Source organism: Citrobacter sp. RHB35-C21, from assembly GCF_013816515.1.
Classification (GTDB): Bacteria; Pseudomonadota; Gammaproteobacteria; order Enterobacterales; family Enterobacteriaceae; genus Citrobacter; species Citrobacter braakii.
Genome location: NZ_CP057147.1, coordinates 4,408,205 through 4,434,674, shown reverse-complemented (window position 1 = coordinate 4,434,674; position 26,470 = coordinate 4,408,205). Strand labels below are relative to the sequence as shown.

Here is a 26,470-nt window from a genome sequence, read left to right as displayed (position 1 = left end):
TTTCTCCTTCTAACAGCAACTGCTTCCGCCGCTACCGTAGCGGGCTTCCTGGCGCTCGCGGAAGAATTCTTCGTAGGTCATGTACGGCTTATCGGGATGGTTGGTCTTCATGTGCTCGACGTAGTTGTCGTAGTCCGGAATGCCAATCAGCATCTTTGCCGCCTGACCGAGGTATTTTTTTGCCTGACCTAAAGTACCAAACATAAACAATCCTGATAAGCGAAAAGCCCCGCCGAAGCGGGGCTGAATACGGTTAGTGATGTGAAGAGGTCTTCACGCCGCCTTCCGGCACCGGTACATACGGCGTCTCTTTATCAGAGCGACCGTTGATGGCGCGGGCTTTCTGCCAGGTACGGAACCCGTAGAAAATGATGCTGTACACCACCACCAGGAACAGAATACTCAGGCCTGCGTTGGTGTAGTTGTTGATGACGATGTGGTTCATGTTGGCAATCTGCTGAGCGGTCAGTTCGCCGCCGTTAGCAATCTTCTCTTTGTACTGATTCGCCATGAAGAAGAAGCCTTCCATCTGCGGGTTGGTGCTGAACAGTTTCAGACCCAGCGCCCAGGTGGTGCAGATAAGCAGCCATACTGCCGGAACAACGGTAACCCAGATGTATTTGGTGCGCTGCATTTTAACCAGTACCACGGTGCCCAGAACCAGCGCCACGGCAGCCAGCATCTGGTTAGAGATACCGAACAGCGGCCACAGGCTCTTAACGCCGCCCAGCGGGTCAACAACGCCTTGATACAACAGGTAACCCCACAGGCCAACGCAGCCCGCAGTACCGATGATACCCGCAACCAGAGAGTCGGTTTTCTTCAGGAACGGAACGAAGTTCCCCAGTAAATCCTGCAGCATAAAGCGGCCAGAACGGGTACCGGCATCCAGCGCGGTCAGGATGAACAGCGCTTCAAACAGAATACCGAAGTGGTACCAGAAGCCCATATCAGCCATTGGCAGCACTTTGTGGAACACGTGAGCGATACCAACGGCCAGCGTCGGCGCGCCACCTGCGCGGTTCAGAACGGACGGTTCACCGATGTCTTTCGCGGTCTGCAGGATCTGCTCAGGCGAAATGACGAAGCCCCAGGAGCTGACGGTCGCCGCCGCATGTGCGGTTACGTCTTTCAACTGCGCCATAATCAGCGGGGCGTTCTCGCCGCTCATTTCATGCAGGTTCGGCATGGTGATGCCAAGGCCTGCTGGCGGGGTGTTCATTGCGAAGTACAGACCCGGTTCGATGATGGACGCGGCAACCAGCGCCATAATCGCCACGAAGGATTCCATCAGCATGGCGCCGTAACCGATAAAGCGCGCGTCGGTTTCACAGGCCAGCAGCTTCGGTGTGGTACCAGAAGCGATCAGCGCGTGGAAGCCAGAGACCGCACCACACGCGATGGTGATGAACAGGAACGGGAACAGAGCGCCTTTCCACAGCGGGCCAGTACCATCAACGTACTGAGTCATCGCCGGCATTTTCAGTTCCGGGTTGAGGATAACAATCCCCACCGCCAGACCGACGATAACGCCGATTTTCAGGAAGGTAGCCAGATAGTCGCGCGGCGCGAGGATCAGCCATACTGGCAGCAGCGCAGAGATAAACGCGTAGCCGATCAGGGTAAAGGTAATGGTGGTGTCTTTAAAGGTCAGCGCCGGGCCCCAGTACGGGTCGTGAGCAATCACGCCGCCGAAGTAGATAGACGCAACCAGCAGCACAATACCAATCACCGACACTTCGCCCACACGACCCGGTCGCAGGAATCGCATGTAGATCCCCATGAATAGCGCGATAGGTACGGTTGAGCAGACGGTGAACACCCCCCACGGGCTTTCAGCCAGCGCTTTCACCACGATCAGCGCCAGTACCGCAAGGATGATGATCATGATTAAGAAGCAGCCGAACAGCGCAATGGTTCCCGGGATCGGGCCCATCTCTTCTTTGATCATCTCACCCAGCGATGCGCCGTTACGGCGTGAAGAGATAAACAGCACCATGAAGTCCTGCACCGCACCGGCCAGCACGACACCCGCCAGCAGCCACAGCGTACCGGGCAGATAGCCCATCTGCGCGGCCAGTACCGGCCCAACCAGCGGACCCGCACCTGCGATAGCGGCAAAGTGGTGGCCAAACAATACGTTACGGTTGGTTGGAACGTAGTTCAGGCCGTCATTGTTGATGACCGCCGGCGTGGCACGCGTCGGGTCAAGTTTCATCACCTTTTGGGCGATGTACAGACTGTAGTAACGATAGGCCACCAGATAAACAGAAACTGAGGCGACCACGATCCACAGGGCACTGATGTGCTCACCCCGACGTAATGCCACTACCGAGAGGCAGAATGCACCGATGATTCCGAGAATCACCCAGGGTATGTGCTTGAATATCTTTTTCGTATCCATAGTAAAACCTGGTATCTAATTAATAATTGGCCGAAGCCGCGTGGGTTTGATCTTGTGTTTGAGGAGGTAAATTGACTGCTATGTTGGGGGGATCTTGCCAGAGAAATACGCGCGTAAAGTAAGGTAAATAAGTGAGCGGTTGTATGTCAGCTTAAGCGGTCCCAAGTGTCAGTGAGCGGTAAGCAATGGGGGAGAGTGGGGGAATTTATGTGATTGAGATCACGGCATTATAGCGTTCGCCCATCTACATGCCGTGTTTTCCAACTGACGAAGCATCTCACTGAGATACTTAGATCACGATATAACAGTAAGGCGTTTGTTCGATGTCTTTAAGCAACACATGTTTCTTACGTGATTTAGTCAGGTAATATTTTTCATCCAGATAATAGTCAATCAGTTCATCGAGGCGCTCTTTGTCTATGCGGGGCGTTACTCCTAACGTCCAGAAGCTACGCAGCTCTAATTCCGAACGTTTGATTTTTGCGCTTTTAACCAAATCCGCAATCATATTTCTGACGCAGCTTGTCGGATCCTGGTTCTGCTTGAGCTCAAGCGCAATGTAGCTGTCCTGCGTCCAGCCTTTTTTCCGCAATAAGAAATCTGCACGCACAGACAAACGCTGTGGATTTTTCCGCAGATCGCAAGCGAGGGTCTGTTCACGCCACCATTCATGACCCGTCGAAGCCAACAGATTGGCAAATTCTATTTGCATCCATACTTCCCAACCGGAGATGTTGTACTGATCGATGATATTGAGCTTTTGACGAACATCTTCACGTTCAAAAAAGTGGTGTGCGAGAGTGGATAGGTGATCAAAATCGCGATTCAACATAGAAGCATCCTTTTCTTAAAAAACGGGAATCCTACACCTAAGGCGCAACAGAACGACAAATTTTTTGCGTAATTTGTCATAGGGAACGGGATTTAATGTGAAAACGATAATTCTGTGGCAATTGCTGACACCATAAAGTTTTCTCTTTCCAGGCCGAAAACCAGAGTATCTGTCTAGCGGAAAGAGAAAACATGTTAAAACGAATGAAGATTGTTACCAGCTTACTGCTGGTATTGGCGCTATTTGGCCTTTTACAGCTCGCCTCCGGCGGCTTGTTTTTTAACTCACTTAAGAATGACAAAGAGAACTTTACCGTTCTGCAAACCATTCGCCAGCAACAGTCTGCGCTGAACGCCACCTGGGTTGAGCTGCTGCAAACGCGTAATACCCTGAACCGGGCGGGTATTCGCTACATGATGGATCAGAGCAATATCGGCAGCGGTGCGACCGTTGCTGAGCTGATGCAGGTAGCCAGCACGGCGCTGAAACTGACGGAAAAAAACTGGGCGATTTACGAGTCGCTCCCGCGCGATCCGCGTCAAAGTGAAGCCGCGTTCCAGGAGATCAACCGCACCTATGACATCTATCACGGCGCGCTGGCGGAGCTGATCCAGTTACTGGGTGACGGGAAGATCAACGCGTTCTTTGATCAACCCACGCAGAGCTATCAGGATGGTTTTGAGAAGACATACATCAACTACATGCAGCAGAACGATCGCCTGTATGACATTGCGGTAGCAGATAACAACAGCTCTTACAGTCAGGCGATGTGGGTACTGGTCTGTGTGCTGATTACCGTACTGGCGGCAATTATTGCGGTCTGGTTCGGCATCAAACTGACTCTTATCTCCCCAATGAACCGTCTGATCGACAGCATTCGTCATATCGCCAGCGGCGACCTGGTGAAGCGTATTGAGGTGGAAGGTTCCAACGAGATTGGCCAACTGGCGGAAAGCCTGCGTCATATGCAGGGTGAGCTGATGAACACCGTGGGTGATGTGCGTAACGGTGCCAACGCGATTTACAGCGGGGCCAGCGAGATTGCGATGGGCAATAACGATCTCTCCTCGCGTACCGAGCAGCAGGCTGCATCTCTGGAAGAAACCGCAGCCAGCATGGAACAGCTGACGGCGACCGTGAAGCAGAACGCCGAAAACGCGCGTCAGGCCAGCCATCTGGCCCTAAGTGCTTCTGAAACCGCGCAAAAAGGCGGCAAAGTGGTGGATAACGTGGTGCAAACCATGCGCGACATCGCTTCCAGTTCGCAGAAAATCGCCGACATTATCAGCGTCATCGACGGCATTGCCTTCCAGACCAATATTCTGGCGCTCAACGCCGCGGTAGAAGCCGCGCGTGCGGGCGAGCAGGGCCGTGGTTTTGCTGTGGTTGCGGGTGAAGTTCGTAACCTGGCCCAGCGTAGTGCGCAGGCCGCGCGCGAGATCAAGAGCCTGATTGAAGACTCGGTCAGCCGTGTGGATGTGGGTTCAACGCTGGTAGAAAGCGCTGGTGAAACCATGGATGAGATCGTCAATGCGGTAACCCGCGTGACCGATATCATGGGTGAAATTGCCTCTGCTTCTGATGAACAGAGCCGCGGTATCGACCAGGTCGGTCTGGCCGTTGCAGAGATGGATCGTGTGACGCAGCAGAACGCCTCGCTGGTGGAAGAATCCGCCGCCGCCGCTGCGGCGCTGGAAGAGCAGGCTAGTCGTCTGACCCAGGCCGTTGCCGTGTTCCGTATTCAGCATGACCAACAGCGCGCGCGTGACGTTGCTGCCGCTAAACCGGTTTCAACAGTCCATCCGCGTAAAGCTGCGGTAACGGATGCCGGGGATAACTGGGAAACGTTCTAAGTTGGTAATGTCCGATAAGGCGTAGCCGCCCGCGGGCAATTAACGCAGCATCAGGCGCATGGCGCAGCGTAGTTCGTACGTCTGCCCGTGCGCCGCTTCGTCTTCTCTTTTCTGGCGCAGCAGTGCAGGAAGCGTCTCGTCAGCCAGCATTTCAAACCCCAATCGTGCGTACAATGGCGCATTCCACGGCACATCGCGAAAGGTGGTCAGCGTGAGCGATGTATAACCTTTCTCGCGCGCCTGTTCGGCAACATAGCCAATCAATCTGCGACCAATACCTTTTCCCTGCCACTCCAGATGCAGTGAAAGTTCAGCAATAAACAGCGATGACCCCAGTGTTTCGGCAACTAAAAAACCGACCGGATGCTCGTCGACCTGCGCCAGCCAGCTCATGCCAGCAGCGGCAAATGCCCGATGCTGGTCAACCGATATAGTCTGGTCGTCAGCAATCCACGCCAGTTCGGGGATGAGTAAAAAACGTTGCCCCGCAGATCGTTCGATGGCGGGAAGAGCGGCAGTTTCTGCCAGAGTGGTGGAGCGTAAGGTGATGTTCATTTGTCGAGCATAACATGCCCGATAAGCGCGGTGTTATCGGGCATCATGAGGATTAATCTTTACGCGGATCGCTGATGGGTTGGCGCACCAGGAAGATGTAGGCGAGGGCTCCCACCATGGTGACGCAGCCACAGATGATCAGCGCCAGACGGAAAGAGTTGGTGGTATCAACAATAAATCCGGTGACGATTGGTGCAAACGACGCGCAGATAAAGCTGGCAAAGTTCTGGATACTGCCCACGGAGGCGGTCATGCGTGAGGCGACGGCTACGTGGATCAGGCCCCAGCACGAGGTGCCGGCGAAGTGGATACAGAACAGCGCCATACCGATCAGTAATACGGCGGCCATCGACGTTGTGGCCTGCGGCACGATGAAAGTGAAGGCCGCAGAACAGAACATCCCGGCGATAATACAAATCTTACGGCTCTTAATCGGTGCCATACCGCCTTTCACCAGCCAGTCGGTGACAAAACCGTTAATTAACATGCCGGCTGCGCCAAACAAGAATGGGATCGCCGCCATTAATCCGGTGCTTTTTAAATCCAGGTTGTAGGAGGTTTGCAGGTAGCCTGGCAGCCACGCCAGATATAACCACGCGGTGTAGTTGATGCCGCTAAAGCCCAGCATCATGCCCCACATAGTGCGGTTGCGGAACAGGCTGCGCCATTCGGCAAAGCTCAGCGGATCGCGGCGGGCATTGACGCTACCGGCGTTCAGATATGCTTGTTCAGTAGCGCTCAGCGCAATCTGCTCGCGGTTGCGATACAGCATGTACCAGCCGATGGCGAGGAAAATACCCAGCACGCCGATGGTAATAAACATCCAACGCCAGCCCATCACCAGCATCATGGCAGCCAGAATCGGCGGGCTAATGGCAACACCGATGGTGGAAGCGGCGTTGAATAACCCCATTGGGCGACCGCGCTCTTTGATGTTAAACCAGTCGTTGATGACCTTTACGCCGCACGGGTTCATGGGCGCTTCGCCTATCCCCATCCCGATACGCACAAGCACAAACTGAGTGAAGCTGTGAACCATGCCAGACATCGCCTGAAACAGCGACCAGAAGAACATCCCCAGCCCCAGCATAATGCGCGGACCTTTGCGATCCAGCAGCGGGCCGCAGGGCAGCTGTGCAATACCGTAAGCGAGAGAAAACACTGACAGCAGTACGCCGATTTGCGTGGCGCTCAGCCCCAGTTCTTCACGAATCGTTAAGTTGGCGACCGACAGTGAACTGCGGTCGAGATAATTAATCACCGCAGCAAAAAATAATAAAATCATTGCTGTGGTCTGAATACGTTTTATTCGGCTACTGCGTTGCACCATGCCCTCAGGCGGAAGGTTAATATCCGCAGATGACGATGTGCCAAACGAAGAACTCGGGTCGAGGGTAATATTATTTTTTTCCACGCCGGACTCCTGAACCTCAATAATTTATTTTCACACAGCCGGGCTGTGCAGTATTGAAAAATACCAGTGATGAATCAATTTGCTCATCACCGCTCACAAAAGTTTTTAATGCAGTCGACTTAGCGTGAGCATAGGCAAGCGGTATTTTTCCGGCGTTTTTATTTTTATAAAATCGTGCTCCCGGTAATGGTTTGCTGTTTTTTATCGGTACTTAATGTGCGGCGCTATGGCTTTGGTTGATGGAGCGAATCATCGATTGTTTGGCTGAATTCAAATGGTTACAGAGCGCCAGGGTGGCATCCAGGTCGCTGCGGCAAATCAGTGCGCTGAGGATGGTCATATGCTCATCAATGGCAATGATATTGCGCTGCTTGAGGTCGCTTTCATCCCACTGATAATGAAAGTGGAAAATCACGGAGATGATTTCAAGTGATTGATTAAAAAATATATTATCTGCTGCGGAGAGCAGTAAAGCATGAAACTCACGGTCTAACTGCGAGAACATACGAAAGCTGCTGCCGATGCTGTCGCGCAGGACCCGGTGGCGCTCCAGCAGTGTTTTAGCCTGCAGCCAGCGCGGGTCATCGTCGGGCAGATTGAGAAAATGCTGCAGGGAATGGGTTTCCAGCATCTCTCTGAGTTCAAACAGCTGTTCCGCATAGGCCTGATCGAACTGCTTCATGCTCCAATGGCCGCGTTTTTCGTTTTTGATCAGATTGTAACGTTCGAATTTTAAAAGATATTCTCTCACCACCACCGGGCTGACCCCTGCAGCTCTGGCAAGCTGTAGTTCAGAGAAACTCTCGCCTGCGCGTAGCTGACGCTGGTTGATCATGGTGAAAAAAGCCTGCTCAAAAACCCGGTTTTGCTCAGTCATGGAGGCGGTGGTACAGGCAAAACCGTCGTCATGGTCGGGTTTACGTACGATGACATAGTGGCTGCCGACCTGGGTCAGCACGCCGCATTCGCCTAAGTGGCTCAGCATATGGCGCACGGTGGTGCGGCTGATGTTGTACATCTCCGCCAGCGCGCTCTGCGACGGGAGAGGGGAAGGGATATGACCACGCGCCATATCATCGATTATCTGGTTAATCACATTGTGGCGTAAGTTCTGTGAACGGCTCATGGCTTCTCCTTTTTGCGTATTAAAACCCGATTTAAAACATTTTTATGCGCTGGGATTCACAGATTGTGTTTCTGCTTTCTCCGGCTTTTTTATTTTCGTTGATATCTGAGGCAACAAAAAACAGGAGAGCAGAATCATGTCTACGATGAATACGTTGATTTGCCAGGAACCTAAAAAATTAGTCTGGAAAGAGCGTGAAATACCTATTCCGGGTGAGGGTGAAGCATTAATAAAAATTAAATCAGTCGGGATTTGCGGTACCGATATTCATGCCTGGGGCGGCAATCAACCATTTTTCAGCTATCCACGTGTACTGGGTCATGAAATATGTGGGGAAATTGTTGGGCTGGGCAAAAATATACAGAATTTGAAAAATGGTCAGCAGGTGGCGGTTATTCCTTACGTGGCCTGCCAGCAGTGTCCGGCTTGTCTGAGCGGGCGCACTAACTGCTGCGAGAAGATTTCGGTGATTGGCGTGCATCAGGATGGCGGCTTCAGCGAATACCTGTCCGTACCGGTCACCAACCTGTTGGATGCGCAGGGAATTGATCCGCAGGCGGCGGCGCTGATTGAGCCTTATGCCATTAGCGCGCATGCGGTACGCCGGGCGGCGGTGGCTCCGGGTGAGCAGGTGCTGGTGGTCGGTGCCGGTCCGATTGGTCTGGGCGCGGCGGCGATTGCCAAAGCCGATGGCGCACAGGTGGTGGTCGCCGATACCAGTCCGGCTCGCCGGGAGCATGTGGTTTCCCGGTTGGGGCTCCCGGTTATCGATCCGTCTGCTGAAGATTTTGATGCGCAACTGCGTGACCAGTTTGGCGGTTCGCTGGCGCAAAAGGTCATTGATGCCACGGGCAATCAGCATGCGATGAACAACACGGTGAATTTGATTCGCCATGGCGGCAGCATTGTTTTCGTTGGGCTATTCAAAGGCGATTTGCAGTTCTCCGATCCTGAGTTCCACAAGAAAGAGACCACCATGATGGGCAGTCGCAACGCCACACCGGAAGATTTCGCCAAGGTGGGCCGCCTGATGTCGGAAGGCAAACTGACCGCCGACATGATGCTCACGCACCGTTACGCGTTTGCCACACTGGCAGAAATCTACGAACGGGATGTGATTAACAACCGTGAGCTGATTAAAGGCGTGATCACGTTCTGAGAGGGTAAATGCGATGAAGACATTGAATCGACGTGATTTTCCGGGGGCAAGCTACCCAACGCGCGTGATCCAGTTTGGTGAAGGGAATTTCCTGCGAGCGTTTGTCGACTGGCAACTGGATATCCTCAACGAGCAAACCTTTCTGAACGCTGGCGTGACCATCGTTCGCCCGATCAATACCGATTTTCCACCGTCGCTGAATACCCAGGATGGGTTGTACACCACGCTTATTCGCGGGCTAAACGCGCAGGGCGAAGCGGTGAGCGAGGCGCGGCTTATCCGTTCCGTGAATAACGAAATCAATCCGTATCAGGACTTCGCGGCGTATCTGGCGCTGGCCCACAATGCGGATATTCGCTTTGTGTTTTCAAATACCACCGAAGCCGGAATTAGCTATCACGCGGCAGACCGGGTCGATGATGCGCCGCCGGTAAGCTTTCCGGCTAAACTGACGCGTCTGCTGCTGGAACGTTTTAATCATTTTGAGGGCGCAGTGGATAAGGGCTGGGTCATTATCCCGTGCGAGCTTATCGACTATAACGGCGAGGCGCTCAAAACGCTGGTACTGCAGTATGCGCAGGAGTGGCAGCTTCCCCCGGCGTTTGCCGACTGGGTGGCGACGGCAAACACCTTCTGTTCCACGCTGGTCGACCGCATTGTCACCGGCTACCCGCGAGAAGAAGCCGCCGCGCTGGAGGCTACGCTTGGCTATCACGATGCGTTTCTCGATACCGCGGAGCATTTTTACCTGTTTGTGATTCAGGGGCCGCAGTGGCTGGCCGAGGAGCTGAAGCTGGCGCAGTGCCCGCTGAACATTCGGGTAGTGAGCGATATCAAACCGTACAAAGAGCGTAAGGTCGCCATTCTCAATGGCGCGCATACGGCGTTGGTGCCGGTGGCCTGGTTGTGTGGTCTGGAGACCGTCGGCGAAGCGATGCAGGATGCCGATGTCCGTCACTTTATCGAGCGGGCGATTAGCGAGGAAATTATACCGGTATTGGATCTCCCGGCGGATGAACTGCGTGAATTTGCCGACGCGGTGAGCGGGCGTTTTCAAAACCCCTACATTCGTCACCAGTTGCTTTCCATTGCGCTTAACGGGATGACCAAATTCCGTACCCGAATTTTGCCGCAACTGCTGGCGGGCCAGCAAAATGGGCGCTGGCCCGTGCGGTTAACGTTCGCCCTCGCGGCGCTGCTGGCGTTTTATCGCGCAGAGCGGGAGGGAGAACGCTATCCGATACAGGATGATGAGCAGTGGGTTAGACTGTATGCCAGTCTGTGGCCGCGAGTTGGCAAAGATTTAACGCTGCGTGAACTGGTGGATACTGTGCTCGGCGATGCGGCGCACTGGGGTAAAGATTTGACGTTGCTGCCCGGGCTTGCCGGGCAGGTGACGGCAAACCTGGAAATGATTCTGGTGCAGGGTATGCGCCAGGCAGTGAAAAGTCTGGAATAAAGTTGCCATGCAGCGCCCGGTGTGGTGTTGGGCGCTGTTTTTTTTCAGACAATAAATGCGGCTGGCTGTAAGGCTGATAAGCGAAGCGCCAGCAGCAATTTCATGTTACGAGCCCTGAGCGACCACTTTGATTTCAACCATCCCGATCCCCAGCTTACGCGGCGAGTGGCCGAGAATATTGCCCTCGTTAGTGGCGACCGGATCGGGTGGGACAATCACCAGCGTATCGGCATCCGCCGGGTTATCAAAATGCAAGGTAGTGGTGGTGACATCATGGCCTAACACCAGCGTCTGTTCCTCGTGGCCAACGCGCACGGGAATAGGGCGATTGGCGTTGTCGCCGAAGGCTTTCGCTGTAATGACCAGATCGAATTTCTTCGGCAGCGGGGCCTTGTACTCGATGGTCACCTCTTTGCTGAGCTGCGCATTGGACCAGCGCCCCCAGGATTCGGGGCGTGATATGCCGCTAAACTGTTTAACCTCTTCCGGCGCGCCTGCCACGTTGAAGACGAAGCTGTCGGCTTTGTAGCGAATGTCGTTATCGACAATTTTCAGCGTATCAACGTTACCTTTGTAGCGCTCCATGTCGATCACCGTGTCTTTAAACACGGTTTTACTTTTCCATTTGGCTTTGTCGACGTGCTGCACGATTTGCTGTCCGCCTAACTGGCCTTGCGATACGCACCAGTCGGTGGAGAGCGCCAACTCCGGGGCCCATAGCTGCGCCATTTTGTAGCAGCGATCAACCCAGACAAAGTTATCTCGCGGCGCGAAATCTGCCAGTTGGAAGCGCAGCGGGGCCGAGTATTCGCTTTCCGGCAGCGGCTCGACGCGTTTGTCCGATACGCGCAGCAACAACGGCAGGCGGAAATGGCTGCCGGAGAAAGAGATCATGTTTTTGTCCTGGTCGACGGTGAACTCTTTCATCTCTTTTGGGAAATTCCACAGGCGGATGATATCGGGCTTCCACGCCAGCATTTTTTCTTTGATGTTCAGGAACACTTCCGACACGGATTCGCTCGACAAACTGCTGCGGCCAAGACCGATAAAGTTATCGCCACCGAGAATATCCAGTACCGTTGCCCCGTTATCCATCGTGTTACGCTTCACCGCCAGCGTCTCCTGCTGTGGCTGGTCGCCGCGCAGCACGAAGAACAGGTTGTTGCGATCCTGCTTGTTCAGATACTTCCATGCGGTGTTGTTCATCGCCAGATGATCGGAAGAAACCACGATAACGGTATCTTTGAACCACGGTGAAGCTTTGATCTTATTGATAAATTCGGCAATGTTTTCCTGGCTGCAGCTGACCGCGCTGAAGGACTGGTTGGCCTTCCCGTCGATGTCATAACGTTTACGGTTGCAGCTACGTGAGATAAATCCATCTGGATGATGGGTATCCACAGTCAGCGTAAACAGTGAAAAGCGCTGGCCCGAACGTGAAAGCTCTTCGAATTTTTTCCACGCTTCATCCAGCACGGTATCGTCGTAGAAGCCCCAGTCGTTGCGATAGGCCGGGTCCGCAACCACGCTTTTTAACTCTTCCGCACCGTACAGATGATCAAAACCGTGAGATTTCAGGAACACGTCTTTGCCGGCAAAGCGCAGGTTGGCTCCCTGCACAAAGTAGTTTTGATAGCCGGAGTTTTTCAGGATATCGCCCAGACAGATATTGTTGGGGAAGAAGCTGGAGACCGACGCCGAGGCGTTGCCTTCAAACGGCGCAAACAGCGGAATACCGCACTGGGAGGCGACCATGCCAGCGATGGTGTAATCGGTACCCGGCAGTTGCATGGTATTGCTGAAATCCAGACCTTCGTTTTTCAACGCACCGAGTTCCGGGGTCAGATCCGGGAACGCGTCGTTGTTAAAATAGGTGCGCTCGAGGCTTTCGCCATAGATATAAACCAGATTCAGCTTCGGGTTGGGAATCGTTTTTGACGGCTCTTTATAATAGGTTGGGAAATCCGGATCGCCATCGCGCGACTGCGACTTTACCAGTTCGGTTATCTGGTGAAACGCCGGGCTGGCATCTACGGAGGCCAGCGCCAGCAGCAGGGCCAGCAGACTGTAACCCACATGATGCGGATGATGGCGACGGCGGCGCAGAATCCAGCCGAGAGCGACAAAAACGGTCGTCAGGACCAGCGCAATCCCGACACCAGGTAAGATATATTTTCCAATTCCCGCGCCGGTCAGGCTGTTGGTCAGCGTGTACAGAACCGCGTCATTGATACCGTCGCCGGTGAAATAGTCACTGGCATACAGCGTGATATTCAAGACAATAAAAATCCCCAGCACCGTTAACGTGGCAGCAAACCACCAGGTATTGCGACCCGCTTTCCAGGCGTAAATCAGCACTGAAGCGAGAAACAGAGTGATGGAGATGAGTTCTGACAACGATCGATCCTCAGTAAACCGGGCAAACGCCTGGCAGGCTAATGATTTGGGGAAAGCACAATGTAATAGCGATGTTGCATTGCTGCAATTGTAGTGACATTAAATTACGTTGTTATTCAGAATTGGTTTAGATATGCGTGTTTTTTGCGGGGGATTTACTGATTATTTGACGTGTGAATTTTATGGGGAGCAGGTTGATGCCGCGCAGGATATACGCGGCATGTCGTGCGTCAGGAAATGAAGTTCATACCCTGTTTTAACACCAGATCGCAGGCCTTGGTTTTTACCTGCTTCGCCAGCGAGCTGTTGCCAATTGTGTTCAGGTCCAGTTGTTGACCATCTTTGGCGTTGAGCAGCCCCTGAATGCCGTCCATATAGTTGGTGTCTTGTTTCTGCTCCGGAGCACTGAGACCCAGTTTATCCAGCACCTGGTTTTTGACGTTTTGCGTGTCGGTGACCGAGGCTAGTTTCTGTTTTGCGCAATATTCCAGGATCCCAGCGGCGTTATTCATGCTGCTGGAGGTCAGCGACTGATTGCTGCCATTCAGTAGACTGGTCAGGGAAGAGAGCGACGAGCCGCCCTGCGAGCCGGAGCTTTGTTTGCTCAGTTCGCTGGCCGCGCTGGAGAGCGAATCCTGCCAGGAGGCGGCGAAAACGCTGGTCGAGATGAGCGTGCTGGCGGCAAGCGCACAGCACAGCAGACGTTTGGTTGTTTTCATCATTATATGCAACTCGTGTTATGCCTTTTCAGCGCAGTATAGCGCCGGCAGTCTTAGGAGTGGTCCTAATACGTTAATACTCTTTACCGGTTACCCGACTACGGTAGCTTTCCCAGTTAAAAATCACCCACAGGCTGTTGCCAAGGCGCATACGGTCCATTACCCGCTCGCCCAGCAGTTTGTTCATTTCATCCATATTGCTGTTGGTCAACATACCGGTCGGGCGTTTTGAAGACGAGCGGCGATCGACGATCTGGTTGATGATCACCTTTTCATAGCGGGATTCGGTCTGCACGCCGATTTCGTCGATCACCAGCAAATCGACATTGCTGAGATCGTTGAGTAGCTGTTCTTCGCTGGTTTCACGGTTGCTGAAGGTATCTTTCATGGCTGACATAATGTCCGCAACGGTGATAATCAGCACCGACTTGCCGCGCAGCAGCAGTTCGTTGCAGATAGCAGCGGCCAGATGGTTTTTGCCGGTGCCGGGCTTGCCAGAGAAAATAAAGCTGGCGATGTTGCCGTCAAACTCTTCAACGTACTGGCGAGCTTTGCTCAGGGCGTTCATCTGACCTTCGCATTCCACCCGATAGTTATCGAACGAACAGTTCTGATGCAGTGGACGAATACCGGAACGGTTGAATGTGCGCTGCATTTTCATGGCTCGGTTTTCACGGGCCAGCGCTGCGGCGCGAATTTCACCTTGCTCTTTTTGCCATGCCAGCAGCTCCTCGCCCGTTTTAAAGGCTGGCTCGACATTAGCCGGCATCATTTTTTGCAGACGTTTCATCAGGTCGCCAACGTTTTTCATCGTTATCCTCTAAAACCCGGTGGAATATGGTTGTCAGGCTCGCTGACACTGTTCACATCGCGCTTCGGCATTCCGCCATTGCTGGCCCGGCCAATCTGGATGCTGCGTGCCAGTTTTTGCTGCCACTGAATATGGTGAAAGACTTTGCCTTCGGCCTGCCAGTAGGTGACAAATGAGGCCAGTTCCTCGGCGGTGACCGGTTCTCTTAACGCCACGCCCCACAGGGCGGCCTGGCGCTGAAAGTCGGCATCGGGCTGCCAGTCAGCGTACATCGCAAATTTCCCCATTGGCACGACAACAGGAGCGGTTTGCGGCTCTTCATAAAATTGTGCATCCAGCGTCACATCGCTTCCCGGGCGTGACATCTTCTCTTCAAGCGCCAACAACTCGGCCAGTCGTGCAGGCGTCACCGCGTAAAATGCTGGCGCGTTATTGGCGAATACGGCTACGGCGCCGCCCGCAGACCTGGCCAGCACCGTATGGTGATCGTGTAGTAAGGCGTCAATGCTCGTGACGTCCGGCGTCAAAATTTTGCTGGGCATAATGTTTCTCAATACTGAACAACAACCGAGAAGGGGGCTGCTTTTATAGTAACACAGAGAAGAAGGAGAGCAGCAGATGAGGGGGCGATTCCCCTCTCTGCGAGGAGCTAACAAAGCGTGCCGCTAAACGCGCGGGCGTTTGCGATACAGCCATAATCCCGGTACGGATAGCCCGATGGAGAGCGCTCCGACAATCGATGAGGCTTTCAGGAAATTGGTCAACAGCGTGATCATCAGCGCTTCGCTGTAACCAAAATGGCCGATTTTTACCGCCGAGATCATGGCGGTATAGGCAGAGATCCCAGGGAACATGGGGATAACTGCCGCAACGGTGAAGACTTTCGGATGCGCCAGATACCAGCGTGACCACTGGATCCCAATGCAGCCCACCAGTAGCGACGCCATAAAGGTTGACCATTCGATATTAAACCCTGCGCTCATCATCACCATTCGTGAACCATGGCCGAGAGCGCCGAGTAACGCGCACCAGGGGAGCGCCCGATGTGGTACGTTAAATACCATGGCAAAGCCAAGCGCCGGAATCGCCGACAGGATCATGTCCTGCATTAGCGCCAAAATGAAATCGATCACGCCCATCCACGCAGCCCCCATAAGGTCATCGACATGACTACGCCAATGCAGGTCGCCAGCGTCAGCAGACTGGCAATAGCCCAGCGAGCGAGCCCAGTATTAATGTGTCCCTTAAACATATCCGCGACGGAGTTGATCAACGGAAAACCCGGAACCAACAGCAGCACGCTGGCGGCCATGGCGATGGTTGGAGTGTGGTTAAACGTCGGCAACGTCAGCAGCAGACCAGAAATCGAGGTTGCCACAAACGCAGTAATGCAGAAGTTGATTTGCGGGTGCAAATGCCGGGACGCCAGAATCTGGCGAATATACATTGCCACCATACTGGCGAAAAAGGTGATCACCGCGCCATCCCATCCGCCATTATTGAGTTTACAAAAGCAGGCGCAGGACAAGCCGACCATAAAGGCGACCAACCATCTTGGATAGCGTAGCGGTTTAATCTGGCTAAAGCGTTTCTCAACGCCTTTAACATCCAGCAGTTTGTGTTCCGCCAGAATAACGATGTGCTGCACCTCCGTCACGACGTGCATGTTAATTCCGCGATCCTGATTTTTTCGCGTTGAAGTCAGGCACTGCCCGTCTTTAATGGTGGTCAGGACGATGGCGTTAGAGGAGATAGCGCTTTCTACGCTATCCATGCCAAGCGCCAGCCCGAGGCGGGTGGATAGCTCGTCAACCAGCGCACTTTCTGCCCCATGCTGAAGTAAAAAAAGGCCGCATTGAATACATAACCGTGTAACCGTTCGCTGTGACGACTGCTCTGTTTGCATGACTCGCTCTGACTGAAAAGGATCTCTTTGCGTGGCGGATGTCTTCTTTTTATCATGAAGCATGATCCTGTTGGCTCTGGCTAAGATCAATCTTTGCGTCGAAAAAAGATGCAGATCGTACGTCTGATGCGTTTGCACACCTCACTTGCTTATCAATAAAGACAGCGCTTATGAAAATGTAGTGTTATTTATCAGGATGGAAAATACGTAAGCAACGCTAACGATCTATTGTAGTTCTTTTAATTGTACAAAGAGTGTATTCATGAGTAATTATTGGCATGATGGTTCAATAGTTTGATGCTACTGGGATTGTAGCGGTATAACTTTTTTTATAAATAAAAGCCAAGGATAAACAATTCACCTCGTCTATTGTTTAGGGTTTCCTGTTAATTAATACTTTTAATTTATCAGGGGATTTTTAATAAGTGCGAATACGGACTGGTGAGTGTGGAGGAGATATGTTGCCAGGACGCTGCAAAAACGCAATTATTATTAGTAAATTACCGATCGTACAAACCGGACTTAAAGGTGTAATGCAGGGGCAGTTCGCTGATTATGAACTTACCTACTGCCGCTCCGTCGAAGAATTGACGTTGCTGCAGCTGCGTTGTGCCGATTTGGTGATTGCTGATTTATCCGGAGACTGTAATCATCCACGTTCAGTCTGCGAACAGTATTATTCTTTATTATCTCAATACCGCGATATTCACTGGGTATTTCTCGTTTCTCGTGTTTTTTATCCGCTGGCCATTGAATTGCTGATGTGCCCTGTCAGTTCGCTGTTATCTGATGCCGAGACGATTGAAAGTTTGGTGAATGTTATTCACGCAGGAAATAGCCGTGCCGAGAGAATTAGCCAGTCGCTGCTTTCTCCGCCCGTGATGCCAGAATTAGCAGACCATAGCGCCCGCTCAATTGTACTTACCCTCTCGGAGAGGAAAGTGCTGAGACTCCTGGGAAAAGGTTGGGGAATTAATCAGATTGCGACATTGCTGAAGAAAAGCAATAAAACAATCAGCGCCCAAAAGAACAGTGCTATGCGCCGCTTGTCGATACATAGCAATGCAGAAATGTACGCCTGGATAAACAGTTCTCAAGGATCGCGAGAATTGAATTTACCTTCAGTTTATGGAGAAACCACGGAATGGAAAGCCGAAGCATCAAAAGAAACGTTGCGCTGGTAGAGAAGTGCGCGATGAGTAGCGTCGGTATTAAGAGCCTGTTTAATACCATGCCGGATAATCAATACGAACTTCATATCTTTTCGAGCCAGCCTGCATTTAGTCAGGTTATGTTAAAAACGTCGTTTTCGGCGGTTATTTTCTCCCTCTCTGCAATCAGAACCGATCGCAGGGCCGGGTTAGCTTATCTGACGGAACTGGCTGTAAATTTTCCGCGTATTCGCCGGGTGGTGATTGCTGATGATGACGCTGAAGCGCGATTAATCGGCTCTTTGTCGCCGTTGCCGTTAGATGGCGTTGTGAGCAAATCTTCTTCATTAACGGTACTGCAGGACGCGTTATTTACGGTATTGAACGGCCCCAACCGGGGAACCGAAGGTTCTAAAAACCATTGGTATATCAATCAAAGCCGTATGCTCAGTCCAACAGAACGAGAAATACTGCGCTTTATGTCGAATGGCTATTCAATGCCGCAGATCGCCGCTCAGTTAGAGCGGAATATTAAAACCATTCGGGCACATAAATTTAATGTGATGTCCAAGCTGGGCGTGAGCTCAGATGCCGGACTGCTGGATGCTGCAGATATCCTGCTGTACCTGCGTGCAGGTGAACCTGCACCTTTTCTACAGGCGGCTTCTTAGCGAGTAATGTTAGATCGTTTCGTGCCGGGTTTCGTTATCGGCACGGAACGTGAATCATCACTGACACACATCAACCCAGGTGGCGGAAGTCAGCTCAGCCATCCTTTCTGGCGTGATACGAACGGCGCTGTGGATGGCGCCTGCGGCGGGAAGCACTTCAGCGTAATGCTTCAACGAAACGTCGCAGTATACCGAAATCGGCGTTTCCAGTCCGAAAGGGCAAACACCGCCAACGGGATGGCCCGTCGCGTTAACCACTTCATCGCTACTCAACATCCGGGCTTTGGCACCGAAAGTGCTCTTTAGCTTTTTGTTATCCAGTCGGGCATCACCTTTGGCGACGACCAGAATAATGTCGTTCTTGACCTTCAGCGAAAGCGTTTTCGCGATCTGGCCAGGTTCGACGTTATGGGCTTTCGCTGCCAGATCGACGGTAGCTGTGCTCTGATCTAATTCGATAATCTCAATATCTGGTGCATATTGCGCTAAAAATTGGCGTACTGATTGCAAACTCATTCTTCTCTCCAAATCGCCTACAGGCAGCTCCATCCAGCAGAAAACCGCATGGCGTAATTTGTCATAGGGGCAAGCTCGCTGTAAATATTTTAATGTAACAACATGGCAACATTGGCAGTTTTTCGATCGTCTTCACAATCAAAGAAACCGGTTACAGTAACCGGTTGCAGAATGCTCAAATGGCGATTAATACTGAAGTTGTCACTTCCTCTGTATTACATAATAAGAGCCATCTATGAAACTGAACTCAAAATGCAGTAGCGCTGGCGTTCCTCCCGGCACGGTTGCGAAAAGTAGTAATGGGCTTTACGTGGTGGTGTTGACACCAGCACGGTTGCAGGGTTTTGCACAACGGGAGAACGGCTATGTCTACTAATAATGCTGTGTTTAATGTGATTTTCCGCTTCGTTGAAAATTACGTCAGCCCTGTTGCCGGGCGCATCTCTTCACAACGTCATGTGATGGCTATCCGTGATGGGTTTATTTCGGCGATGCCCTTTATGATCGTAGGCTCGTTTCTGCTGGTTTTCGCCTATCCGCCTTTTTCTCCGGATACCACCTGGGGGTTTGCACGTGCGTGGCTGGATATGGCGAAACAGTTTGAAGGTCAAATCCTCACACCGTTTGATATGACGATGGGGATCATGTCAGTCTACATATGTGCGGCTATCGCTTATAACCTGGGCAAGCACTATGTGAAGTCGCATCAGCTAGATCCCTTCATGTGCGCGATGCTATCGATCATGGCTTTTTTGCTGATTGCTGCACCGAAAACCAAAGGCACTATGCCGGTTGATAGCCTTGGCGGTACGGGGATTTTCACTGCCATCCTGGTGGCTATTTACTGCGTTGAAATGATGCGCTTCCTGAAGGCGCACAACATCGGCATTCGTTTACCCGATCAGGTGCCGCCGATGATCAAAAACTCCTTCGATCTGCTGATCCCTGTGCTGGTGGTGGTGCTGACGCTGTACCCGCTGAGTCTGGTGATTCAGTCGCAGTTTGACATGCTGATCCCGCAGGCCATCATGGCCATCTTTAAACCACTGGTGTCTGCAGCGGATTCTCTGCCAGCGATACTGCTGGCGGTGCTGATCGGCCATCTGCTGTGGTTTGCGGGTATACATGGCGCGGCAATTGTGTCGGGAATGCTGCAAATGTTCTGGCTCACCAATCTCGGGATGAACCAGTCGGCGCTGGCGCAGGGCGCGCCTTTACCGCATATCTTTATGGAAGCGTTCTGGACGTTCTTTATTGTGGTTGGAGGTTCCGGCGCGACGATGGGGCTGGTGATTTGCTATCTGCGTAGCCGTTCGGCCCATCTACGATCGATCGGGCGTTTGAGCATTGTCCCGAGCATTTTTAATATTAACGAACCGGTGATTTTCGGTACGCCGATTGTCATGAACCCAGTGTTCTTTATTCCCTTCCTGCTGGCCCCGATGGTGAACGCAGTGCTGGCCTGGGCGGCGATGAAGCTGGATTTAATTGGGCGGGTGATTTCAGTGGTTCCCTGGACGGCCCCGGCACCGGTTGGCGCGGCATGGGCGTTAGGCTGGGATTATCGTGCGGCCATTCTGGTTGTCCTGCTGGCACTGGTGTCTGCCGTCATCTACTTCCCATTCTTTAAGGTTTACGAAAAGCAGCTATTAGCGCAGGAAAAAGAAGAAGCACAGCGTATAGAAGAAGAAAATCAGCAGGTTGCATAACTGACGGGCGAGGGGCTACGGCTCCTCGCTTACTTCAGCGTGCAGTCACCGCATTGCTGGACATCGGGCAGGCGATAGCGCTGGCAGCAGGTTCTGCGCACTAACAGTCCCTCGCGCGGAACAACGGTACGCCACAGGGGATTATCCTGACCGCAGGAGAGTTGCTTCTCAAAAAAACAGGTCTGGCGCAGTGTGGTCAGCAGTTCTTCACCTAATAACGGCTTCATTTCCGTTAAATACCAGTGAATTAAATATCCGGTGTTGCTCCAGATAAGCTTCGCATTGATCTCGCCTGTCGCTTCCAGCGCCTGCACAACCGGCGTCAGCGCCGAGAGAATCAGCGTTTCCATGCGTTGCTGAGGAGACTGGGCCGTGACCTGGTGATCCTGATGCACGTCGATCCAGAAGCAGGCAGCACGGCCTGTTTCGTGGAATTCTACGTGCATGTGTTCAGGAGAGACATCGATGGCCTCTTTTTGCGTCAGCAGGGCCACCATGAGCGGAGGCATCATCAGGCCGATATACCACTGCGCCCAGAGAGATATCAGCGGCTTATTTTCGCGTGGCAGCGTGGGCTGATTGCGATAAATATGGTCTGAATAGACAGCCAGCAATGAACTTAGCGTCGTTGATTGCGTCCATTCATGTAGCGTCATCGCACCTGGCACGGGCGTTTCGTCAAGACGAATGAAGTCCAGCAGGTGCTCACGGGTGTTGGCTATCGTTGCGCGTACGGCAGCAGCCAGCGAGGGTATCTTTGCAGGCAGAGGGCTACGCCAGATGACATCTTCAACGATCGGTGCGGAACGATAAGCCATGTCGATATAAGGATGTTAATCTTAATGATAATGATTTCTAATCCTATAATTGACATTGAGCGATGGCAAGATCTTTGTCGCCATCCCGGGCCACACCGCACAGATAGCTCAGGCAGAAGGGCAGTTTACCCGCAGGTCATCGCTGACCAGCGTACTGTTGCGCCCAAGGCTCTTGGCCTCATAAAGGGCTTTATCCGCTCGGGCAACAGCGGCATCAATATCCTGCTCGACCAGAGGCGCAATACCGATACTCACGGTTACGTTGGTTGCCACGCTCTCGTTAAACATGTGAGGAATTTTAAGGTCGTACACCTTCTGGCGAATACGTTCGGCGGCAGCCTGGGCCTGCTGGGGATCGACCGCGGTCAGCAAAACCATAAACTCTTCCCCACCAAAGCGCGCCACCACGTCCCGGGAGCGCACGGAGTCACGAATCGCGGCAGAGACGCGGATCAGCGCCTGATCTCCCATCATATGACCGTAGTGATCGTTATAGGCTTTGAAGTGGTCGATATCCAGCAGCAAGACGTAGTGCTTCGCGTTGCTCAAGGCTAACAGCGTATCGAGTCGGTGTTGCAGCCCCCGACGATTGTACAAACCGGTTAGCGGGTCGAGCATGCTGAGCCCGTTCAGGGTCTCCCGTTCTTCCAGCAGTTTGTACATTAGCTGCTGGGCGAAGCCATCGTAGCGTTTTTGTATCACATGCTGGATGGCGATCCCGGCCATGGGCAGCGCCATAAAATAGAAAATTCGCAAACCATGCTCGCTGCCATTCAGCCATAAACAGACGGCGACGGAAGGCAATGAGTGAAGCGTAAACGCGATGATATTATTGGCAAAAGCGATAGATCCAATAAACAGCACGCTGAGAAGCGCGATTAATAGAAAATAATAATCATTATGACCCAGTGCGTTATATTTCAGGAAAATATGTAATGCCCATAGCAAACCAAAAACGATTGAAATAAAAGGAAGATTAATTCTTTTATCCACATATTTCCTATGCCATGCCAGCAACAATGTACTCATCACGAGAATCAGCAATGCCGGTACTGACAACGCTTTGACGGCAAACAGGGGAAAAAAAAGCGTAAACAGCGCGGAGACTGCGTTGAGTAGCAGAAACAATCGTAAAGAGAGTTGGTATTTTTTGGTGCGCAGAGCTCGCCAGGATTGTACTGTCATAGGTAAATATTGTTAGTTATCTGCAATGTACGAAGGTGTGTTGGTAAATAAAACAAATAACGAACGGGGTATCATTCGCAGAGGTTTTTATTGTTTTTAGTTGAAAAGCTAACCGGCGAGCAATTTATCACCTTAAATTATTCATGTCATCAATCGTTAAGTAAAACTCATATAATTGATAGTGCCTCCCAGCTGACAAATGAGAAAATTTATCATATGATATTGGTTATCATTATCAATGTCATAGGTGGTACCATGTTGCAACGTACGCTGGGCAGTGGATGGGGGGTTCTGCTGCCGGGAATACTGATTGCCGGGATGGCATTTAGCGACCTGTCGGTCTACGTATGGAAGGCGATGATTGTATTAGGATTACTGTTGACTTCACTCATGCTGTACCACAAGCGTTTGCGGCATTTTGTCCTGTTGCCTTCATGTGCGGCGCTGATCGGCGGCATTGTTCTGGTGATGATGAACGGGAATCAGTGATGAACAAAACAGGGAAGAAAATCGAGAGGGAAATAAGATAATTGGTGCGAGGGGGGGGACTCGAACCCCCACATCCTAAGGACACTAACACCTGAAGCTAGCGCGTCTACCAATTCCGCCACCTTCGCACAGTCATCTTATTTTTTGATATCGCCTCGTTGGTGCGAGGGGGGGGACTCGAACCCCCACATCCTAAGGACACTAACACCTGAAGCTAGCGCGTCTACCAATTCCGCCACCTTCGCCCAGTGCGAGCAATATCAACGTGGATTATGGTGCGAGGGGGGGGACTTGAACCCCCACGTCCGAAAGGACACTAACACCTGAAGCTAGCGCGTCTACCAATTCCGCCACCTTCGCATACCATCGACACTCAAAAAAGTATCGTTACCACGGAGGCGCATTCTAGTGGTTTTCAACTTTTCGTCAATAGTTAATTGCCCAGGACGCGCTTAATTGATGTAAAAATGGGCGCTAAACGCAGGCCGTGTAAACGAAGTGCCACCCCGCATTTAGCAAACCCTGCCGGATGGCGGTGCAGGCACCTTATCCGGCATGGGATGGCCGTTCTACTTCTTCGCCTGACGCGTCATGATGGTGCGATAGACCTTGAAGCGACCGGTCTGCGCGATAACTTCGTGGAAGCCAAACACTTCATCCAGTACCTTCGGATAAGGCAGGAAGGCGTTCGCCACGATACGCAGTTCACCGCCGCTGTTGAGGTGGCGCACTGCACCGCGAATCAGCGTTTGCGCGGCATCGAGGCTGGTCTGCATCCCATCGTGGAAAGGTGGGTTGGAGATGATCATATCAAAGCGACCCGTCACGTCAGAAAAGACGTTACTGGCGATTACGTCTCCTTCAATACCGTTGGCAGCAAGCGTTGCGCGGCTGGCTTCAACGGCGGCGGCACTAACATCGCACAGGGTTAAGCGCACTTTTGGCGAGTGGCTGGCTAAGGCGACGGAGAGTACACCTGCACCGCAGCCGACATCCAGAACTTTGCCTTTGGTGTGCGGCGTCAGCGTGGAGAGCAGCAGTTGGCTGCCAACATCCAGGCCGTCACGGCTGAATACGCCCGGCAGCGTTTTGATGGTCAAATTTTCGGTCTGGTATTCATCCCAGTATTTTTCTGCATCAAAGACAGGCTGTTTTTCCAGACGACCATGGTACAGGCCACAGCGACGCGCGCTGTCGACTTTGTTCAGCGGCGCGTATTCGGCCAGCATCTGCTCTGCGCTACGAACGCCGCTGCGGTTCTCACCAACAACAAAAATATCGGTGCCCACCGGTAACAGCGACAGAATGTTCATCAACTGGAACTGGGCTTCCGGCTTATTCTTCGGCCAGTAGTAGATCAGCGTATCGCTATCGGCAACGTCATCGGCCTGCGCGACGAGGCTAAAGCGAACGTTGTCGCCCATCTGGCGGTTAAGCACCTGCCAGTGGTGAAGCTGCTGAGTGTGCGCACGGCTGGCGGCGCATTCAAAATGGGCAGGCAGGTCATCCTGCAAATCACCGGCAAACAGAATACGGCTTTGTTCGAAATCATCACTGTGGCGCAGCAAGACTTCACTTGCCGGGGTAAAAGCAGACATGGAGTGCTCCTTAAATTGTACAGCGGGGGATTATAGTTGTTTGATGGCACGGATTCGACAAATTTGCTATATTTGCGCCCCTGATAGACAGGAGTGTTTCGCTATGACATCCCGACGAGACTGGCAGTTACAGCAACTGGGCATTACGCAGTGGTCATTGCGTCGTCCCGGCGCACTGCAGGGCGAGATCGCGATTTCAATTCCTGCGCACGTCCGTTTGGTGATGGTTGCTGCACAATTACCCGCACTAACTGAACCGTTGATGAGCGATATTTTACGCGCATTAACCGTCAGCCCGGATCAGGTTTTACAACTGACGCCTGACCGCGTCGCCATGCTGCCGCAGGGCAGTCGCTGTAATAGCTGGCGGCTGGGAACCGAAGAGCCGCTGCTGCTGGAGGGCGCTCAGGTCGAGAGTCCTGCGTTTAATGAATTACGGGAAAACCCCGCGGCCCGCGCCGCGTTATGGCAACAAATCTGCGCATATGAACACGATTTCTTCCCTCGAACCGACTGATTTACCTGCAGCATTTCAGATTGAAAAACGCGCCCACGCTTTTCCGTGGAGTGAAAAAACATTTGCCAGCAACCAGGGCGATCGCTACCTCAATTTTCAGTTGAGGGTTGACGACGTAATGGCCGCCTTTGCGATTACACAGGTCGTGCTGGATGAAGCTACGCTGTTCAATATTGCCGTCGATCCTGACTTTCAGCGCCGGGGCCTGGGGCGTGAGCTACTGGAATACCTGATCGATGAGCTGGAAAAGCGTGGCATTTTGACACTGTGGCTTGAAGTGCGCGCCTCAAATGCTGCCGCTATCGCGCTGTACGAAAGCCTGGGCTTTAACGAGGCGACGATCCGGCGCAATTACTATCCGACGGCCGATGGTCATGAAGACGCCATTATAATGGCATTGCCAATCAGCATGTAAGACAAGGTGTAATGATGAAGAAGTGGGACTGGATTTTCTTTGATGCCGACGAAACGCTGTTTACGTTTGACTCGTTTACCGGCTTACAGCGGATGTTTCTCGACTATAGCATTACCTTTACCGCTGAAGATTTTCAGGACTACCAGGCCGTAAATAAACCGCTGTGGGTGGATTATCAAAACGGTGCGATAACCTCATTACAACTCCAGCACGCTCGTTTTCAGAGCTGGGCTGAACGCCTGAAGGTTGAACCAGGCCAGCTTAATGACGCCTTTATCAATGCGATGGCGGAGATCTGCTCGCCGTTGCCAGGGGCGGTTTCTCTGCTCAATGCGATTCGTGATAAAACAAAAATCGGTATTATTACTAACGGCTTTACGGCGTTGCAGCAAATCCGCCTTGAGCGGACGGGGCTGCGCGACTATTTCGACCTGCTGGTGATTTCTGAGCAGGTTGGCGTGGCAAAACCCGACCCCCGTATTTTTGACCATGCGCTGGAGCAGGCGGGCAATCCTGAGCGCTCTCGCGTACTGATGGTGGGCGACACCGCAGAGTCCGATATTCTTGGCGGCATTAACGCCGGGCTATCCACCTGCTGGCTAAATACGCACCACCGCGAGCAGCCAGCGGGCATTCAGCCGACCTGGACCGTGGCGTCATTAAGTGAACTGGAGCGGCTCCTGTGTAAACACTGATTGCCTCCCCCCCGTTGATGGGTAAAATAGCCGCAATTTTTCGTATTCAACTTGCACGGCCTGTTGCCGTG

The 26,470-nt window shown here is 52.5% G+C and carries 26 protein-coding genes and 3 tRNA genes; 10 read left to right on the top strand and 19 right to left on the bottom strand.

Going from position 1 to position 26,470, the window contains the following annotated elements:
- Positions 1 to 9 precede the first annotated feature (9 nt).
- From HVZ39_RS21495 to HVZ39_RS21485, 3 genes are all read right to left on the bottom strand, one after another.
- The gene (locus HVZ39_RS21495; RefSeq protein ID WP_003830038.1) at positions 10 to 204 is read right to left on the bottom strand and encodes a YbdD/YjiX family protein; all 195 of its coding nucleotides are present in this window, start codon (positions 202 to 204) and stop codon (positions 10 to 12) included.
- 49 nt (positions 205 to 253) lie between these two features.
- Complete coding sequence (btsT, locus tag HVZ39_RS21490; RefSeq protein ID WP_137361753.1) at positions 254 to 2,404, bottom strand: pyruvate/proton symporter BtsT; 2,151 nt, start codon at positions 2,402 to 2,404, stop codon at positions 254 to 256.
- Between the two features lie 289 nt (positions 2,405 to 2,693).
- Positions 2,694 to 3,236, bottom strand: a complete 543-nt coding sequence (locus HVZ39_RS21485) for a hypothetical protein (protein ID WP_016151578.1) — start codon at positions 3,234 to 3,236, stop codon at positions 2,694 to 2,696.
- 191 nt (positions 3,237 to 3,427) lie between these two features.
- Between HVZ39_RS21485 and tsr the strand changes: the two genes are divergently transcribed.
- Complete coding sequence (gene tsr, locus HVZ39_RS21480; RefSeq protein ID WP_181632942.1) at positions 3,428 to 5,089, top strand: methyl-accepting chemotaxis protein; 1,662 nt, start codon at positions 3,428 to 3,430, stop codon at positions 5,087 to 5,089.
- 39 nt (positions 5,090 to 5,128) lie between these two features.
- Here the strand turns inward: tsr and HVZ39_RS21475 are convergent, their stop codons facing one another.
- The 3 genes from HVZ39_RS21475 to HVZ39_RS21465 form a co-directional block, all read right to left on the bottom strand.
- The gene (locus HVZ39_RS21475) at positions 5,129 to 5,644 is read right to left on the bottom strand and encodes a GNAT family N-acetyltransferase (RefSeq protein ID WP_109017583.1); all 516 of its coding nucleotides are present in this window, start codon (positions 5,642 to 5,644) and stop codon (positions 5,129 to 5,131) included.
- A 52-nt stretch (positions 5,645 to 5,696) separates the two neighbouring features.
- Positions 5,697 to 7,058, bottom strand: coding sequence for an MFS transporter (locus HVZ39_RS21470; RefSeq protein ID WP_181632941.1), 1,362 nt, complete (start codon positions 7,056 to 7,058; stop codon positions 5,697 to 5,699).
- 211 nt (positions 7,059 to 7,269) lie between these two features.
- Positions 7,270 to 8,184: a GntR family transcriptional regulator gene (locus HVZ39_RS21465; protein ID WP_181632940.1), complete on the bottom strand. Its 915-nt coding sequence runs from the start codon at positions 8,182 to 8,184 to the stop codon at positions 7,270 to 7,272.
- Positions 8,185 to 8,320: 136 nt separating this feature from the next.
- Here HVZ39_RS21465 and HVZ39_RS21460 point away from each other — a divergent pair, with 136 nt between their 5' ends.
- Both HVZ39_RS21460 and HVZ39_RS21455 read left to right on the top strand, forming a co-directional pair.
- The gene (locus tag HVZ39_RS21460) at positions 8,321 to 9,343 is read left to right on the top strand and encodes a zinc-binding alcohol dehydrogenase family protein (protein ID WP_019078308.1); all 1,023 of its coding nucleotides are present in this window, start codon (positions 8,321 to 8,323) and stop codon (positions 9,341 to 9,343) included.
- A gap of 13 nt (positions 9,344 to 9,356) precedes the next feature.
- On the top strand, positions 9,357 to 10,802 hold the full coding sequence (locus tag HVZ39_RS21455) for a tagaturonate reductase (RefSeq protein WP_181632939.1): 1,446 nt from the start codon (positions 9,357 to 9,359) through the stop codon (positions 10,800 to 10,802).
- 105 nt (positions 10,803 to 10,907) lie between these two features.
- On the opposite strand, the gene opgB is transcribed toward HVZ39_RS21455, so the two are convergent.
- The 6 genes from opgB to HVZ39_RS21425 all read right to left on the bottom strand — a co-directional run bounded on the left by opgB (position 10,908) and on the right by HVZ39_RS21425 (position 16,635).
- Complete coding sequence (gene opgB / locus HVZ39_RS21450) at positions 10,908 to 13,199, bottom strand: phosphatidylglycerol--membrane-oligosaccharide glycerophosphotransferase (RefSeq protein ID WP_016155622.1); 2,292 nt, start codon at positions 13,197 to 13,199, stop codon at positions 10,908 to 10,910.
- Between the two features lie 230 nt (positions 13,200 to 13,429).
- Positions 13,430 to 13,921, bottom strand: coding sequence for a DUF2501 domain-containing protein (locus tag HVZ39_RS21445; protein ID WP_016151586.1), 492 nt, complete (start codon positions 13,919 to 13,921; stop codon positions 13,430 to 13,432).
- 70 nt (positions 13,922 to 13,991) lie between these two features.
- On the bottom strand, positions 13,992 to 14,729 hold the full coding sequence (gene dnaC, locus HVZ39_RS21440; protein ID WP_016155623.1) for a DNA replication protein DnaC: 738 nt from the start codon (positions 14,727 to 14,729) through the stop codon (positions 13,992 to 13,994).
- Between the two features lie 2 nt (positions 14,730 to 14,731).
- Positions 14,732 to 15,271, bottom strand: coding sequence for a primosomal protein DnaT (gene dnaT, locus HVZ39_RS21435; protein ID WP_181632938.1), 540 nt, complete (start codon positions 15,269 to 15,271; stop codon positions 14,732 to 14,734).
- 123 nt (positions 15,272 to 15,394) lie between these two features.
- The gene (locus tag HVZ39_RS21430) at positions 15,395 to 15,868 is read right to left on the bottom strand and encodes a threonine/serine exporter (RefSeq protein ID WP_016151589.1); all 474 of its coding nucleotides are present in this window, start codon (positions 15,866 to 15,868) and stop codon (positions 15,395 to 15,397) included.
- Positions 15,859 to 16,635: a threonine/serine exporter ThrE family protein gene (locus HVZ39_RS21425; RefSeq protein WP_016155624.1), complete on the bottom strand. Its 777-nt coding sequence runs from the start codon at positions 16,633 to 16,635 to the stop codon at positions 15,859 to 15,861. The genes HVZ39_RS21430 and HVZ39_RS21425 overlap by 10 nt, the downstream gene beginning before the upstream one ends.
- A gap of 458 nt (positions 16,636 to 17,093) precedes the next feature.
- Between HVZ39_RS21425 and HVZ39_RS21420 the strand changes: the two genes are divergently transcribed.
- On the top strand, positions 17,094 to 17,819 hold the full coding sequence (locus tag HVZ39_RS21420) for a response regulator transcription factor (RefSeq protein ID WP_181632937.1): 726 nt from the start codon (positions 17,094 to 17,096) through the stop codon (positions 17,817 to 17,819).
- Positions 17,780 to 18,457: a DNA-binding transcriptional activator BglJ gene (gene bglJ, locus HVZ39_RS21415; protein ID WP_029139757.1), complete on the top strand. Its 678-nt coding sequence runs from the start codon at positions 17,780 to 17,782 to the stop codon at positions 18,455 to 18,457. Before HVZ39_RS21420 ends, bglJ begins: the two co-directional genes overlap by 40 nt.
- 57 nt (positions 18,458 to 18,514) lie before the next feature.
- On the opposite strand, the gene HVZ39_RS21410 is transcribed toward bglJ, so the two are convergent.
- The gene (locus HVZ39_RS21410) at positions 18,515 to 18,973 is read right to left on the bottom strand and encodes a YbaK/EbsC family protein (protein ID WP_101700350.1); all 459 of its coding nucleotides are present in this window, start codon (positions 18,971 to 18,973) and stop codon (positions 18,515 to 18,517) included.
- A gap of 365 nt (positions 18,974 to 19,338) precedes the next feature.
- On the opposite strand from HVZ39_RS21410, the gene HVZ39_RS21405 reads away from it, so the two are divergent.
- Positions 19,339 to 20,682, top strand: coding sequence for a PTS sugar transporter subunit IIC (locus HVZ39_RS21405; protein WP_080859402.1), 1,344 nt, complete (start codon positions 19,339 to 19,341; stop codon positions 20,680 to 20,682).
- 29 nt (positions 20,683 to 20,711) lie between these two features.
- On the opposite strand, the gene fhuF is transcribed toward HVZ39_RS21405, so the two are convergent.
- Positions 20,712 to 21,500 (bottom strand): siderophore-iron reductase FhuF, encoded by a 789-nt coding sequence (gene fhuF / locus HVZ39_RS21400; RefSeq protein WP_047500102.1) that lies wholly within the window; start codon positions 21,498 to 21,500, stop codon positions 20,712 to 20,714.
- A gap of 108 nt (positions 21,501 to 21,608) precedes the next feature.
- Positions 21,609 to 22,685, bottom strand: a complete 1,077-nt coding sequence (locus HVZ39_RS21395; RefSeq protein WP_049282559.1) for a GGDEF domain-containing protein — start codon at positions 22,683 to 22,685, stop codon at positions 21,609 to 21,611.
- A 216-nt stretch (positions 22,686 to 22,901) separates the two neighbouring features.
- On the opposite strand from HVZ39_RS21395, the gene HVZ39_RS21390 reads away from it, so the two are divergent.
- Positions 22,902 to 23,174, top strand: coding sequence for a DUF1435 domain-containing protein (locus tag HVZ39_RS21390; protein ID WP_181632936.1), 273 nt, complete (start codon positions 22,902 to 22,904; stop codon positions 23,172 to 23,174).
- A gap of 42 nt (positions 23,175 to 23,216) precedes the next feature.
- Here the strand turns inward: HVZ39_RS21390 and HVZ39_RS21385 are convergent.
- The 4 genes from HVZ39_RS21385 to rsmC all read right to left on the bottom strand — a co-directional run bounded on the left by HVZ39_RS21385 (position 23,217) and on the right by rsmC (position 24,772).
- Positions 23,217 to 23,302 (bottom strand) — tRNA-Leu (locus tag HVZ39_RS21385).
- A 31-nt stretch (positions 23,303 to 23,333) separates the two neighbouring features.
- Positions 23,334 to 23,419, bottom strand: a tRNA-Leu gene (locus tag HVZ39_RS21380).
- Positions 23,420 to 23,447: 28 nt separating this feature from the next.
- Positions 23,448 to 23,534: transfer RNA gene (locus HVZ39_RS21375), tRNA-Leu, on the bottom strand.
- Between the two features lie 209 nt (positions 23,535 to 23,743).
- The gene (gene rsmC, locus HVZ39_RS21370) at positions 23,744 to 24,772 is read right to left on the bottom strand and encodes a 16S rRNA (guanine(1207)-N(2))-methyltransferase RsmC (protein ID WP_016151599.1); all 1,029 of its coding nucleotides are present in this window, start codon (positions 24,770 to 24,772) and stop codon (positions 23,744 to 23,746) included.
- A gap of 103 nt (positions 24,773 to 24,875) precedes the next feature.
- Between rsmC and holD the strand changes: the two genes are divergently transcribed.
- From holD to yjjG, 3 genes are read left to right on the top strand one after another with little or no spacing between them, the layout of a single operon-like run.
- On the top strand, positions 24,876 to 25,289 hold the full coding sequence (gene holD, locus HVZ39_RS21365; protein WP_003837254.1) for a DNA polymerase III subunit psi: 414 nt from the start codon (positions 24,876 to 24,878) through the stop codon (positions 25,287 to 25,289).
- The gene (gene rimI / locus HVZ39_RS21360) at positions 25,258 to 25,704 is read left to right on the top strand and encodes a ribosomal protein S18-alanine N-acetyltransferase (protein ID WP_005123887.1); all 447 of its coding nucleotides are present in this window, start codon (positions 25,258 to 25,260) and stop codon (positions 25,702 to 25,704) included. Before holD ends, rimI begins: the two co-directional genes overlap by 32 nt.
- Before the next feature lie 14 nt (positions 25,705 to 25,718).
- The gene (gene yjjG, locus HVZ39_RS21355) at positions 25,719 to 26,399 is read left to right on the top strand and encodes a pyrimidine 5'-nucleotidase (protein ID WP_016151600.1); all 681 of its coding nucleotides are present in this window, start codon (positions 25,719 to 25,721) and stop codon (positions 26,397 to 26,399) included.
- The last annotated feature ends 71 nt before the right edge of the window (positions 26,400 to 26,470 follow it).